The 13,928-nt window shown below is 61.4% G+C and carries 13 protein-coding genes; 3 read left to right on the top strand and 10 right to left on the bottom strand.

What is annotated here, in order from left to right:
- Positions 1-30 precede the first annotated feature (30 nt).
- The gene (locus tag ACVMB1_RS09940) at positions 31-660 is read left to right on the top strand and encodes a response regulator transcription factor (RefSeq protein WP_076832914.1); all 630 of its coding nucleotides are present in this window, start codon (positions 31-33) and stop codon (positions 658-660) included.
- A gap of 352 nt (positions 661-1,012) precedes the next feature.
- On the opposite strand, the gene ACVMB1_RS09935 is transcribed toward ACVMB1_RS09940, so the two are convergent.
- Positions 1,013-1,681: a cysteine hydrolase family protein gene (locus ACVMB1_RS09935; RefSeq protein WP_141342856.1), complete on the bottom strand. Its 669-nt coding sequence runs from the start codon at positions 1,679-1,681 to the stop codon at positions 1,013-1,015.
- Positions 1,682-1,778: 97 nt separating this feature from the next.
- Positions 1,779-2,765, bottom strand: a complete 987-nt coding sequence (locus ACVMB1_RS09930) for a nitrilase-related carbon-nitrogen hydrolase (protein WP_141342857.1) — start codon at positions 2,763-2,765, stop codon at positions 1,779-1,781.
- Positions 2,766-3,180: 415 nt separating this feature from the next.
- Between ACVMB1_RS09930 and ACVMB1_RS09925 the strand changes: the two genes are divergently transcribed.
- Together ACVMB1_RS09925 and ACVMB1_RS09920 are read left to right on the top strand one after the other, a co-directional pair.
- On the top strand, positions 3,181-4,584 hold the full coding sequence (locus ACVMB1_RS09925) for an aldehyde dehydrogenase family protein (protein WP_456814322.1): 1,404 nt from the start codon (positions 3,181-3,183) through the stop codon (positions 4,582-4,584).
- A 208-nt stretch (positions 4,585-4,792) separates the two neighbouring features.
- Positions 4,793-5,527, top strand: a complete 735-nt coding sequence (locus tag ACVMB1_RS09920) for an NAD-dependent epimerase/dehydratase family protein (RefSeq protein ID WP_246786648.1) — start codon at positions 4,793-4,795, stop codon at positions 5,525-5,527.
- A gap of 749 nt (positions 5,528-6,276) precedes the next feature.
- On the opposite strand, the gene ACVMB1_RS09915 is transcribed toward ACVMB1_RS09920, so the two are convergent.
- The 8 genes from ACVMB1_RS09915 to ACVMB1_RS09880 form a co-directional block, all read right to left on the bottom strand.
- Positions 6,277-6,768: a GlcG/HbpS family heme-binding protein gene (locus ACVMB1_RS09915; protein ID WP_141342859.1), complete on the bottom strand. Its 492-nt coding sequence runs from the start codon at positions 6,766-6,768 to the stop codon at positions 6,277-6,279.
- Positions 6,769-6,837: 69 nt separating this feature from the next.
- Complete coding sequence (locus ACVMB1_RS09910; RefSeq protein ID WP_456848517.1) at positions 6,838-7,965, bottom strand: amidase family protein; 1,128 nt, start codon at positions 7,963-7,965, stop codon at positions 6,838-6,840.
- Positions 7,966-8,020: 55 nt separating this feature from the next.
- Positions 8,021-9,634, bottom strand: a complete 1,614-nt coding sequence (locus ACVMB1_RS09905; RefSeq protein WP_141342861.1) for an ABC transporter substrate-binding protein — start codon at positions 9,632-9,634, stop codon at positions 8,021-8,023.
- Positions 9,635-9,679: 45 nt separating this feature from the next.
- Entirely contained in the window at positions 9,680-10,243 is a 564-nt protein-coding gene (locus ACVMB1_RS09900; protein WP_456848515.1) for an amidase family protein, read from the bottom strand.
- Complete coding sequence (locus ACVMB1_RS09895; RefSeq protein WP_456848513.1) at positions 10,230-11,135, bottom strand: amidase; 906 nt, start codon at positions 11,133-11,135, stop codon at positions 10,230-10,232. Before ACVMB1_RS09895 ends, ACVMB1_RS09900 begins: the two co-directional genes overlap by 14 nt.
- A complete protein-coding gene (locus ACVMB1_RS09890; protein ID WP_375166567.1) occupies positions 11,125-12,114 on the bottom strand; it encodes an ABC transporter ATP-binding protein in 990 nt (329 codons plus the stop codon). The genes ACVMB1_RS09895 and ACVMB1_RS09890 overlap by 11 nt, the downstream gene beginning before the upstream one ends.
- Positions 12,114-13,076 carry an ABC transporter ATP-binding protein gene (locus ACVMB1_RS09885; protein ID WP_141342864.1) on the bottom strand — a complete coding sequence of 321 codons (963 nt, stop codon included), beginning with the start codon at positions 13,074-13,076 and terminating at the stop codon, positions 12,114-12,116. The genes ACVMB1_RS09890 and ACVMB1_RS09885 overlap by 1 nt, the downstream gene beginning before the upstream one ends.
- Entirely contained in the window at positions 13,076-13,927 is an 852-nt protein-coding gene (locus ACVMB1_RS09880; protein ID WP_141342865.1) for an ABC transporter permease, read from the bottom strand. Before ACVMB1_RS09880 ends, ACVMB1_RS09885 begins: the two co-directional genes overlap by 1 nt.
- Position 13,928 lies beyond the last annotated feature (1 nt).

The raw sequence follows: 13,928 nt of genomic DNA, 5'->3' as shown, positions 1-13,928 counted from the left end.
TTAACAGAGCGCTTGTCCTGGATGTCATTCATGTCGCACACCCTGCCGATCGTGTTTGTTGTCGACGACGATATTTCAGTGCGCGAGTCATTGGAATTGATGATCAGTTCGGCCGGTTGGCGACCGGAGACCTTCTCATCAGCTCAGGGGTTTCTTTCGCATCCACGAGTGCAGGCTCCCAGCTGTCTTATCCTTGATGTGAATTTGCCCGATCTGAATGGTCTCGAACTTCAAGTTCGCCTGGCAGGTGATCGCACGGACATGCCAATCATTTTTATTACCGGATACGGGGACGTGCCGACGTCCGTGCGGGCAATGAAAGCGGGTGCGGTCGAATTCTTGACCAAGCCATTCTCCGACGATGCTCTGCTCGAGGCCATTCGCAACGCCATTGAGCATAGCCGCACCTTACTTGATCGGGAAGTTGAAATTCAGGTCATCGCCGACCGATACCGGATGCTCAGTCGGCGCGAACGAGAGGTCATGTCGTTGGTGACGACTGGCCGGCTGAATAAGCAGGTTGCCTTCGATCTTGGTATCAGCGAAATCACGGTGAAGGCGCATCGAGGTCGGGTCATGAGGAAGATGCAGGCTTGCTCCCTTGTTGATCTAGCAACGATGGCCGCCAAGCTCCGTCTTGGTCAGGACAGGTCTACTTAGTACGGATCTGTGCTTTTCAACGGCGACGAGGCCCTTCTTCAAAGTTCTTCGGTTGCCTCTGGGTCTGTGGCCGCTTCCCAAAAGGCGAGAGCCGACGGCCGTTTGTGATCCGACCCCCCGTGGCCGGCGGTACGTGAACTTGCCTAGTCAGCGGCTACGAGCGCACTTTTCTCCATCGTGCGCTCGGCTTCACCCACAAGAATAGCCTGAGGCGTATCTGCTCGCAGGTGGACCAGTCCCGTTCCGATGGACACGTTGCGTCGCCGTCCTCAATGGGACAGGCGTGGGAAGCGCGGGACGGACGTCAGCGCCACGGGCCTGCGAAATTCCTTACCCAGCGTAGTATGATCGGCTAGAGCGGCTTTGAACTCGCCTGTCCTGCAGACACTTCGCTAGCGGACGCGGAAGCCCGGATAGCGGAAACCAACTCGGCGGTCGTCAGGATCTCGTGAGCAAAGGTCGGACCGTCGATGTCCAGCATAGCATGCAGGGCTTCATGTGAGCGCGCTGCGGTCCCATCACGTACCAACGTAACGTGGAAGCCGAGTTCCATTCCAATGCGGGCCGTCGCTTCGACGCAGGTGTTCGCCAACAAGCCCGTGCAGATGATCTTCTCCTTGCCGTATCGCTTGAGCTGGTGTTCTAGATCCGTGTTGGGAAAGCCGCTCGACGCCCAGTGCTCGGTTGCAACTATATCGCCCACCTCGACCTGGAAGTCTTTGTGAAACGTCCCGCCCCAACTATTCTTCGCAAAGGCTTGCCGTTCCGCCGCGCCGAGCTGATAGGGCGAGGGATACTTCCAATCCACGTAGTCTCCGGGTTCCCAGCGATGATGTGGAACGTGATAGATCGCGATACCTGCCTCACGGGCGGCTCGAACGATCGTGCGAAGGTTTTCCAGCAGGTTGGCCTCCTCGGCGCCTTCCTTAACCCACGGCCAGAGCTTTCCGCCGACGCTCAGGAAGTCGTTGTAGAAGTCGATGCACAGCAGCGCGGTGATCGCGGGTTCGTAAGTAGCCATCGATTTGCTTCCTTGTCTGCACTCAGCGCCAGTATTCGGCCCAGGCTTGCTACCGCCTTCGGATATGCAATCGATTCACGCCGGGCACGACGATCCGTCACTTCGGGGCGGAAGGCCAATCATCGGCGGTCTCAAGAGCAACTGACGACATCTGCGCCTGAACCTCGTGGACGTGCGCAGCCGGTGCGCGATTGATCAGAAGGCTGAGCAATTCCGGGCGACTATAGTGACCACGCGAATCCATCAGGCGCTTGCGTTTGTCGATCAATGAAAAGTCGAGGTCGGCAATCACCGCCCCCTCATCGCAGCGCAACGGCTGTCCCAGGAATTGTCCCTGTGGCGTGACGATTGCCGTGAAGCAACCGCCGGAAATCGGAGCGATCGGACAACCGGTGTCTTGCATGATCCGGGCTTGCTGATCTGCGTCGAGCCAGGCGCACGCATTGACGACGAAGCAAGCAGACTCAAGTGCGTGCTGCCTGATGTTGATTTCGGTCTGTTCGGCGAAAAGGTCGCCGCCGAATGAGCCTGGATACATCGCTGCATGAATCTGCTCGCCGTCCGCCATCAGCGCATATCGAGCCAATGGATTGTAGTGCTCCCAGCATGCCAGCTGCCCCACTCGTCCCACCGCGCTGTCGACGGCCCTGAGTCCCGAAGCGTCGCCCTGCCCCCAGATCATACGTTCGTGATGGGTCGGCGATATCTTGCGACGACGCTGGATAAGGGTGCCATCCGCATCAAAAAGCAGCTGAGTGTTGTATAGCGTTCCACCATCGCGTTCGTTGATGCCGATGGACACCACGATATTGGCTTGCCGGCAAGCCTCACCGATCGCTACGGTCGTGGGTGACGGCACCGTCACAGACTGCTCGAACAGAACGAGGTTCTGACCGATTGCTTCAAATGGACGCTGTACGAACGAGAAATAGGGATAGTAGGGCAGAATGGTTTCAGGAAAGGTCGCGAACTGCACGCCCTCTCGACCGAGCTTGACGATCTTCTGGACAATCTTCGCCGTCGTGTCTTCACGACTGTAGAGAACCGGGCTGATCTGTACAGCTGCTGCTTTGATGATGGTCATGGCTATATCCTCTAAGTGACCGACGTTTATGTGTAGCTAGGAGGACCCGCCGCCTGGCTCAATTGCACCATGGTGTCGTCGGCCATTCTGCGCGGGCACCTCGCGCATGAGCGCCGAGGCAACGAGGCGGCGGCGCGCCCCATCGAAGAGGGCCCAGTGAAACCAAGAAAGCGCCAACAATCGCGATGACTCGATCCCAAGGTATCGGCGACACCTTGGTCTGATTGAGGCGGAGCATGTGTGCGACCAATTGTGGCTGATGAGTTGTGGCCGCTCGATAAGCACCCCGCGGGATCGGAACGACTAACGCGTCGTCCGGATGGTCGCGCGCAGGTGCGATGCGTTGAAGCGCGCAATTCTCCACATACCGCGGTTCAGACCGCGGTCGATCTTGCGATTGGACCGGGAGAGAACGATGAATGAATTCAAACTGCTGATCGACGGCAAGTTGGTGGCTGGTGCAGCAACGCTCGACATCATCAACCCGGCCAACGAGGAACTGCTTGCGGTTGCTCCACGGGCTGATATCGCACAGCTCGAAGCAGCGATTGCTGCTGCGAAAGCGGCGTTCCCCGCATGGTCAGCCAAGCCGGTTCGAGAGCGCGGCGCTCTTCTTGGGAGAGTGGCCGACGCGCTCGAAGCGCGAAAAGACGAGTTCACACGATTGCTGACCCTGGAGCAGGGCAAGCCACTTTCCGAAGCGGCATGGGAGATCACGTTCTCCACAGACATCATTCGCTATCACGCGGAGCTCGATCTGCCGTATGAAGTGCTGAAGGACAATGCGACGCAGAAGGTCGTGCGTCAGCGCATGCCGCTTGGTGTGGTCGCAGCGATCGTGCCATGGAACTTCCCGGTTATTCTGCTGGTCCTCAAGCTGGCGCCGGCGCTGCTCGCCGGCAACACGGTGGTCGCGAAGCCGGCTCCGACCACGCCACTCACGACGCTTCTATTCGGCGAAATCTGCAAACAGATTCTGCCGGCGGGTACCCTCAACATCATCGTGGATAACAATGATCTAGGTGGGGCATTATCGAGCCACCCCGATGTGGCGAAAGTTGCCTTCACTGGCTCGACCTCGACCGGGAAGAAGGTAATGAGCGCCGCAACAAGCACCCTGAAGCGGTTGACCCTGGAGCTGGGTGGCAACGACGCCGCGATCGTGCTTGATGACGTCGACCCGGTCGAAGTAGCTCCCAAATTGTTTGTCGCCGCCATGATGAACGCCGGGCAGCTCTGCCTCGGAGCTAAGCGCATCTACGTTCATGATTCACAGTATGATCGGATCTACGAGGAACTCGCTCGCCTCGCGCGCGAATGGGTAGTCGATGACGGATTGAAGCAGGGGACGCAGATGGGCCCGCTGCAGAACAAGGCGCAGTTTGAGAAGGTGAAGGGCTTCCTGGAAGATGCCGAACGGAACGGCAAGATCGTTGCGGGCGGCGAAGTACTCGGACGCAAGGGCTATTTCATTCAACCGACCATCGTCCGGGACATCGCGGACGATGCGCGACTGGTCACCGAAGAGCAGTTCGGCCCGGTCGTCCCGGTGCTGCGCTACTCTGCAGTTGATGACGCGATCGCTCGTGCCAACAACTCAGAGTATGGGCTCGCCGGAACGGTTTGGGGCAAGGATCTCGATCGGGCGTTCTACGTAGCAGCTAAAATCGAAACCGGGACTGTCTGGATTAACAAGTTTCTCGACGTGTCGCCCGATATTCCCTTTGGTGTCGCCAAGCAATCAGGCGTCGGCGAAGAATTGGGACGAGAAGGCCTCGAGGCGTACACTCAAGCCAAGATCATCAATATGGCGAAGTAGCGTTCGGGAATCCGCCGACGTGCGAAGAGTTGTGCGCGTCTCAAAAGAGGAATGTCCGGCATCGCGGGAACGACTGTTCTGACCTATGGCGGAAATTCACCCCGGATCATAGGAATGGAGCGATTGCGTTCTCATCGCCGAATGCATCGGAGAGAAAGCGCACAGCGGGGTAGTCGCTGTTAAGGCGCATTCTGGTTCAGGAGTAAGAATGATGGGTTATAGGATATTCCTCGCGGGTGCATCAGGGGCCATCGGTAGGCGCCTGACGCCGCTCCTGCGCGGCGCTGGCCACTATGTCTATGGTAGCACCAGGTCAAAAGCGAATGTCGATACGCTGCGGTCGCTCGGGGCGGATCCGATCGTGGTCGACGTCTTCGACGCGTCAGCGCTATCACACGTTGTCGCATTGGCGCGCGCGGATATCGTGATCCATCAGCTCACCGACCTTCCGAAGGATCTTAACCCGCTTGAAATGGGAGCAGCAATCGTTCGTACCGCCCGCATCCGTAGCGAAGGAACGCGCAACATCGTTACGGCAGCAATCGCGGCTGGTGCCCGCCGGTTGGTGGCACAAAGCATCGCGTGGGCCTACGCGCCGGGGATCGAGCCGCACGCGGAGACGGATGCGCTCGATGCTGGGGCCGAGGGAGAGAGCGGTATCAACCTGCAAGGGGTGATTGCGCTGGAGGATTTCACTTTGAAATCGCCGCCGCTCGAGGGCGTCGTCCTTCGCTATGGCCAGCTTTATGGTCCCGGAACCGTTTCGGACCGCCCGTCGAATTCTGCGCCGGTTCATGTGGATGCGGCGGCCTATGCCGCTCTGCTCGCCATCGACCACGGCGATCCGGGTATCTATAACATCGCGCAATCCAACAGGTACGTGGCAACCGAAAAGGCACGCGCGCAACTGAGTTGGACTCCCGACTTTCGTCTTCTGGCTTGACGATTTTCGAGCGCGGTTCAGCTTACCAATCGGTGTTGTTTAAGTGCTCCTCGCGCCGCCGTCTGACCAGGAGCACCCTGCCCTTTCGCCGCTGTCCGACATCAACGAGTCCTTCAAGTCCCAGAAGATGTTCACGTCCAAGGAATGCGAGAGACGCACCCAAGACTACGCTGGACTACCCCACAGTGACCTGCACCACTACCCCCACTCTATCATCTCGGAAAACGTATCGCCGTTGATTTGCAAGCACAATTCTTCAAGTCTGACGGACAAATGCCGACGGTATATCCGCCGCAATTTTGTGGTCTTGAATTCACAGAAAAGTTTGGGACGTTCGCGCTGTCGGCGATTTCGCCATCTATCGTAGTCAATCGAGTGATCCGCGGCACAGACGTGGTCAAGACGGCCGTTACGACATGGAGTTGAGCTTAGTTCAAATACCGTCAAGGAGCGCGCCGGTGCGGTCGTTCGATGGTCCGTACCTGCCGTGCCTGCCATAGCGCGACTGGGATGCGACCAGTTTAATGCGTGCTACCTTCAGGTTTCGGCTGAGGACCGCGAACCGCGATTTGCAACGGTCCCCTCCGCACCATCTGAATCGTAGCTTTCAACCGCAATGCTATGCGACACACCACGAGCGATCGCGTAACACCCCGGCGCGTTACACATGGTGCTAGCCGTCTACTTTAACCGCTATTGTGTTTGTGGGCCCTTAGCTGTCTCCAGCCGCTGTAAACTACCTGAAGGATTCAAATCGTCGGCTGAGGCGTCGTACCTCTGATGATCCCGGCATCTTCCGCGCCCATCGGCTTGAAATCGAGGTACATGTCTGCGCGCGGGATCGCAACTGCACCGGCTCGGGCCACGGCGAGATCCTGCATGCCCGACCCGGAGCCTGCCGCCACTGCGTCAAGAATGAATCCGTCGACGCGGATGGGCAAACCACCGATCAGATTGGTCCAACGACTTTCGTGCGCCAAGGTGACCTGAATCTCCACATCTGCGTGAGCGCCGCCGGTCGGCACGCCGGACAGCGCCGACGTCCGCGCCTTGTTGATGGATGACGTAACGCTCAGGCCTTTCGAGCCGTCCATGCGTCCGAACGCCAAGAGATTGCCGCCAGTATCGACCACCGCGATACACATCGGTTGCCCGATGCGGGTGGCTTCCGTGATGGCTGCGTTGAGCACCTTGAGCGCACCGTCGAGCGTGAGCGTCTTCGTGTCCCTGACGTCGGTCATTGCCGCTCCTCGAACAGTCCTACCGAGAATTCGCGAGCCAGGGTCCGTGCCGCGGCAACAAGGGGCGCATCACCGCCGCGCCAGCCGATGAGAGACAGCCCCACTGGAATAGAGCCGGATGTCGCGACGGGAAGATTCACCTGAGGAAGCCCGGTCAGGCCTGCGATGCCGGTCAGGTCGACGATCTCGTGCACCGCAGCGCGGATCTCCGACAGGCGCGCGTCCCGGCTGATCGGCAGAATGGGCGACGTAGGCAGGCACAGCACGCGCCGCCCGTCGAGCAGATCGTCGAGCCGCTTCGACGCGCTCGTGCGAAAAGCCTTGGCCGCAGCGAGGTCGGCCGGTGGCGTGCGGCCGTCGTCGGCAAACGCGCCAGCGACTTCCGAGGAGAACCGCGGGTTCACCCGGTCGACCCAATCGCGAAAGGTCGCCTGGAATTCGCATCTCTGCAGGATGCGCTGATGCCGCGCCCAGTCGCGAAGCTCGCCTTCGGCCAGGGGTGGATACGATGGTCGCAGCGGCCTGATGTAGCCGATCAACGACCGGCTGGAGAGCGCCCTGCACTGGCGCGTCGGCGATGGCAAAGCAGTCGGACGCAATGATGATATCAGTCGGCAGGGCGTCGGGCACCTGCTCGCCGAGCAGCACGGCACCGACCCGCGCGAACGTCGTCGCATCGCGGGCGAAATAGCCGACGGTATCGAACGACGGTGCCTGGGTCATCATGCCGGCGACGGAGATCCGACCGTGCGTCGGCCGCAGTCCGTAGAGCCCGCAGAAGCAGGACGGCACGCGCACCGAACCGCCGGAATCCGTCCCCAAGGCAATATCGACCAGGCCGCCGGCGACGGCCGAGGCGGAGCCGCTCGACGAGCCACCCGGAACACGGTCCGGCGCGCGCGGATTGAGCGGCGTGCCGTAAAATTTGTTGATGCCGAGCAGTCCGAGCGAGATTTCATCGGTGATGGTCTTGCCAGTCAACGCGGCGCCCGCCCCCAGCAGATGGTCGACCGCCCAGGCGTCGGCCTCTTCTACCTCATGCGTGGCGGCCCAGTCCGGATTGCCGCAGCCGGTCACGGTGCCTGCGACATCAAACAAGTCCTTGACCGCAAAGGTCAGGCCTGAGAGCGGCCCTGACCGGTTTGGACCGCGCTGGATGATGGGACCTGGAACGAAGGCGCCGAGCGTGTCTTGCACTGTGTTTTCCCGATTGAAAGGCAAGCGCGCCCGATCGAGCGCGCTTGCCGTCGCCTCATTCCTTGTAGAGCTTGCGGAAGTCGGGATGGGTGTGGAACCAGTACTCAAAGCCCTTGACGTTCTTCTGGACCGCGTAGTCCGCAAAGCGGGTGTAGAGCGGAATGCGCGGCAGATCGGTCATAACGATGTCGACCATCTTGTTCAGACTGGTCTTGTAGATCTCGGGGTCGCGCGTGAAGCGCGCCTCGTCGATCACCTTGTCGAGGCTGGGGTTGACGTAATTGGCGGTATTGAAGACCGAGTTGTTGCCGCCATGGAACGTCCAGAAGAAGAAGTAGTCGGGGTAGTCGAGCCAGCCGTAGAATTCGGCGATGACCATCGGCATCGTCTTGCTGGCCATCTGGGCGAACCAGTTCGAGCCCGGCACCTTCTCGATCGTGAGCTCGACACCAATCGTCTTCAGCGCTTCCTGGATCAGGATGGCGGTCGGCTCACGCACGGTCGATTCCGACAGATCGATCGACAGCGTGGTCTTGAAGCCGTTGGGGAAGCCGGCCTCGGTCAGCAATTGCTTAGCCTTCGCGAGATCCTGGCCATGCTTGATCGGAACCGGCCACGTCGCATCCGGATAGGGTTTATCCGGGTCGCCGCCAAACATCGGCTTGGCGCGGTTATAGAGCGCGGAGCTGACGATTTCCTTGTAAGGGATGGCGTAGGAGATCGCTTCGCGCACTTTGGGATTGTCGAACGGGGCGATCTTGACGTTCATGTCGACGAACACGAGGTCGTTTTGCACGGGCACACCGATGATCGCGACCTTCCCCTGCTCTGCCAGTTCGGCATAGTCCTTCGGGGGCAGGCCGACCGACATATCGACGTCGCCCTTTTCCAGCAGCGCACGGCGCGTGCCGGCCGAGGCGATCTGCCGATAGATCACGCGCTTGAGCTGGGGTAGCGGGCCGGACTTCCAGGCGTCGAACCGAGTAAACACGGTCTGCTGACCGGGTGACCAGGACTCGACTTTGTAAGCACCACCGCCGCAATCATTGCGTGATACCCACTCGAACGCCCAGGGGTCCTGTGGCGTTGCATGCTTCTTGGCGAGCTCTGAATTGACGATGACGGGCACGGGAACGACGAGGTCGGGCATCGTCAGCTTGTTGAACTGGTCGAAGGTCGCTTTGAATGTGTGATCGTCGACCACTGTGAACTGTTCGGGCTTGACCAGCGATCCCGCCGCCATTTGCACCGCCGGAAAGCCGCCGGCGGCGATAGCGCGGTCGAACGACCATTTGACGTCCTTGGCCGTGACCGGGCTGCCGTCGTGGAACGTGGCATCCTTGCGCAGGTGGAAGATGTAGGTCTTGCCGTCCTCGGCGGCTTCCCAGCTTTCGGCCAGCTCCGGGGTCATGACCTTGGCATCGTACGACACCGTGCCATCCGCCAGCTTCTTCTCGCCATGGCTGACGAGCCGGTCGTAGGCCTGCCACACCACCATGCGGCTGTGATCGTTGGCGGTCGGCACCATCGTGTCGAGGCCGTTGGGGCCCATCTCGGACACGATGACCATCGTGTCCTTGGCGATTTCGGCCGCAAGTGCGGGTGCGCCGGGCAAGGCAGCGGACGCTGTGAGCAGCGCCGCTGTGAGAAGTCTACGATCGAGCCTCATGTCGTGCATTCTCCTTGATATGTGAGTGGGAACGTGACGGCAGCATCAGAGACCGAGGTCGCCCAGCAGCTTCGGCCATTTGTGAGCCCAGGGACGCGCTTGTTCGAACGCACCGGAGGCTGCGAGCACGGTGCGGTCCGCCAAATGGCGGCCGATGATCTGCATGCCGACAGGCAGGCCGGTCTCGGTGAAGCCGGCGGGAACGGTCGCCGCCGGCTGACCGGTCAGATTGCAGATGAAGGTGAAGCAGAGCCAGTCGCCGGTCGTGACCATCTTCTCTTCGATGATCTCGGGGCCCTGCATGTAGAGAGGGAACGCTGGCACTGCAAGCGTCGGCGTGATCAGCAGGTCGTAGTTGGCCATGAACCGCCACATGCGATTGCAGACCATCTGGCGCATCATCTTGGCGTCGGTGAATTCCTCCGCGGTCCACTGTCGCTGCAGCAGCGCGACGAGATGCGGCGACATCTCCTTTTCGTGCCCCTTCATCATGCGGCGCATACCGGTCAGATCAGTGTCGCCGGCAACGATGGTCCAGAATTGCGGGAACGGATCGTCCCATCCGGGACTGGCGCGCTCGACTGTGCAGCCGAGATCAGTCTCGAACACGCGCACCGCCTCGGAGACGACGCGGCGCCACCTCCGGGTCAACAGGCGCATAGCCCCAGTCTTCGCTATAGGCGATGCGAAGGCCCTTGATGCTTTCCCTGGTGGCAGCGACATAGTCGAAGTCGGCGGCCGGAATCGAATAGCGATCGCGCGGGTCAGGTCCGGTGATCACCTTGAGCATCAGCGCCGAGTCGGCCACGGTCCGGCTCATGGGACCGACGTGTTCGAGCGATTCCCAGCTTGACACGCCGGGATAGCGCTCATCGCGGCAACCTGGGTAGAGCGGCACCCGGCCCATCGAGGCCTTGATTCCGTACAGTCCGCAGAGTGCAGAGGGAATCCTGATCGATCCGCCGCCATCGGAACCGATCGCAAATGGCGCGACGCCCGCTGCGACCGATGCACCCGAGCCGGCGCTCGATCCGCCGGACGTCATGTCGAGATTCCAGGGATTGCGCGTGGCCGGGAAAACAGGATTGTGACCGACGCCGCTGTAACCGAACTCCGGCACATTGGTCTTGCCGATGATGACGGCGCCAGCGTCCTTCAGCCGTTCAACCACGATGTCATCCTCATCAGGCACGAAGTCCCGATAGAGGGGCGAGCCCATCACGGTCAGGATGTCCTTGGTGGCGACGAGATCCTTGATTCCGATCGGCACGCCCGCCAGCAGGCCCGGATCCTTGCCGGCTGCAATCTTGGCGTCGACCGCGGCGGCGGCGGCGCGTGCCACATCGGGCGTCGGCGTGCAGAAGGCATGGATGTGGGGTTCGAGCTTCTCCATGCGGCGCAGAACGGCTTCCGTGACCTCGGCGGCAGAAAGCGTCTTGTCCCTGACTTTCGCCGCGACGGTCATGGCATCCATACGGCAGATCTCGTTGTCAGCGCTCATCGGTTTCTCCAGGCGGTGAAGGGGCAAAATGGCAGGCAGCGAAGTGGTCCGGACCTACCGCGCGAAGTGGCGGCATAACCCTGGTGCAAATATCGGCCCCCTTGGGACAGCGGCCGTAGAAGCGGCAAACGTTCGGATCCGGATCGATGGGGCTGCTCGGACTGCCGTCGAGCCTGACCCGCGCTCCGCCGCGCCGTGCCGGATCCGGGATCGCCGCAACGAGGGCCTGCGTGTAAGGGTGAAGCGACGCCGTGAAGAGCGTCTCGGCCGGCGCGATCTCGACGATCTTGCCAAGATACATCACGACCACACGCGAGCAGAGAAGCCGCACTACGTTGAGATCGTGCGACACGAACAAATAACTCATCGACAACCGGGCGCGCAGGTCGGCGAGCAACCGCAGGATCACGGCCTGGACCGACACGTCAAGCGCAGAGGTCGGTTCGTCGAGGATCAGCAGCGAAGGTTCGACCGCGACGGCACGCGCGATGCCGACGCGTGCGCGCTGGCCGCCGGACAGCTGATGCGGATAGCGCTGCAGCAGCTCTTCCGGCAATCCGACCAGTGCGGCCGTGGCGCGCACGCGCTTGTCCAGCTCAGCGCCGTTGGTCATCCCGAGCAGCCGCTTCAGCGGATCGGCGATTGCCTGAAAAGCGCGAAACGAGGGATTGAGGCTTTCGGTCGCGTCCTGGAACACGACCTGAATGCGCCGCCGGCTCGGCGAGGCTGCAAATTGGGCTTGCGTCACGGCGGTGAGATCCTCACCACCGATCAGGACCTGGCCGACCGTCGGATCGATCAGCCGGCCAAGCAGGCGAACCATGGTGGATTTGCCGCAGCCGGACTCACCGACCAGGCCGACGCTTTCGCCGGCACCGATGGTCAGATCCACATCGTCGACCGCATGCAGCCGCGCGCCGCGCCCTCTCCGCTTGATCGGGTAAAACTTGGACAGCGATTTGACTTCGAGCAGCGGCATCATGACAGCGGAAACCGGCAGCGCACGAGGTGCGCGGGCGACAATTCGGTCCAGGGCAACTCCGCCTCGTCACAGATCAGCTGCCGCCGCTCACAGCGGCCGCTGAAGCGGCATGGCGGCAACGCACCGCGCAAATCGGGCAGATGACCGGGAATAGAATTGAGGTCGTCCAGACGGGATTCGGGCACGGGCGTGGCAGCCAGCAGCTGGCGCGTATAAGGATGTGCCGGATGCTGCAGGAGCGCCTCAGTCGTCCCGATCTCGACAATGTGCCCGGCGTGCATGACCGCGATCCGATCGCAATACTCGCCGGCTAGGCCGAGGTCGTGCGTAATCAACAGCGTCGACATCCGCGTCGACCGGCTCATCTCCCTGATAAGATCCATGATGACGGCTTGCGTCGTTACATCGAGCCCCGTCGTGGGCTCATCGGCAATCAGCACGGACGGCGTGCAGGCCAGCGCCATCGCGATCATCACGCGCTGGCACATGCCGCCCGAGAGTTCGAACGGATAGGCGTCCGCCCGACGTTCGGGATCGGGGATGCGGACCCGCGCCAGGGCCGCAATCGCCGCTTTCTTGAGATCGCGGCTCGGCAAGCCGGCATGCTCCTGCAGCACGTCCTCAATCTGCTTGCCGATCTTGCGGATCGGATTGAGCGCCGTACGGGGGCTCTGAAAGATCATCGCCATCTCGCGCCCGCGAATCTCGCGCATGGCCTCTGGCCGCGCGGCCAGAAGATCGATTCCGCCCATCGTGATGCTGCCCTTGGTGATCCGCGCGGCTTCATCGTTCAGGCCCATGACGGTGTAGGCGGTAACCGATTTTCCGGACCCGCTTTCACCGACCACGCCGACGATCTCGCCGCGCGTCACGGACAGGCTCACGCTGTCGAGTGCGCGCACCACGCCGTGACGGGTACGAAATTCCAGGGAGAGGTCGTCGATCTCGAGCTGTGCCATCAGACGCGCTTCCTCGGATCGAGCAGGTCGCGCAGTCCGTCGCCCAGCATGTTGAAGGAAAACACCGCGAGCACGAGCGCCGCGCCCGGGAACATGAAGGCCCACCACTCGCCGGAAATGATGTAGCTCGCGCCTTCCGACACCATGATGCCCCACTCCGGCGTCGGCGGCCGCACCCCGAGTCCGATGAAGGACAGGCCGGCGGCGTTGAGGATCGCCCAGCCCATGTTGAGCGAGGCCTGCACCATCATCGGCGGCAGAATGTTCGGCACGATGTGGTTGACGAGAACGCGCAGCGCTCCGTTGCCGCCCATGCGCGCCGCCTCGACATAGCCGAGTTCGCGCCGCACGTTGACCTCGGCGCGCGCGAAGCGGCAGTAGAATGGCAGGTTGATGATCATCGTGGCGATGATGATGTTGGCGACGCTGTTGCCGAGCGCCACCACGATGCCCATCGCCAGCACGAACAGCGGGAACGCCATGATGGTGTCCATGGCGCGGCCAATGATGCGGTCGGTCCAGCCGCCGAAATAGCCGGCCATAGAGCCCAGCGCGAGGCCCACTACGAACGACAGCGCTACCGCCGAAACCGCCATGCCGAGGTCAAGGCGTGTCGCCACGATGACGCGGCTGAGGATGTCTCGGCCAAGCGCATCGGTGCCGAACGGATGCAGCGCACTGGGTCGCGCCAGCTTGGTGGTGGCGGAGGTCAGCAGCGGATCATAGGGCGCGATATAAGGGCCAAAGATCGCGAACAGCGCGAGCAGCGCCAAAATGATCACGGCGACCAGCGTCAGGCGATTTTCGCCGAAGGCATAACCGGTGTTGCGGGCGAGCGTGATGATGCTCATC

The organism is Bradyrhizobium sp. USDA 4504 (genome assembly GCF_054063995.1).
The sequence above is the reverse complement of the archived record's forward strand: the minus strand, read 5'-3'. Positions and strand labels throughout refer to the sequence as shown.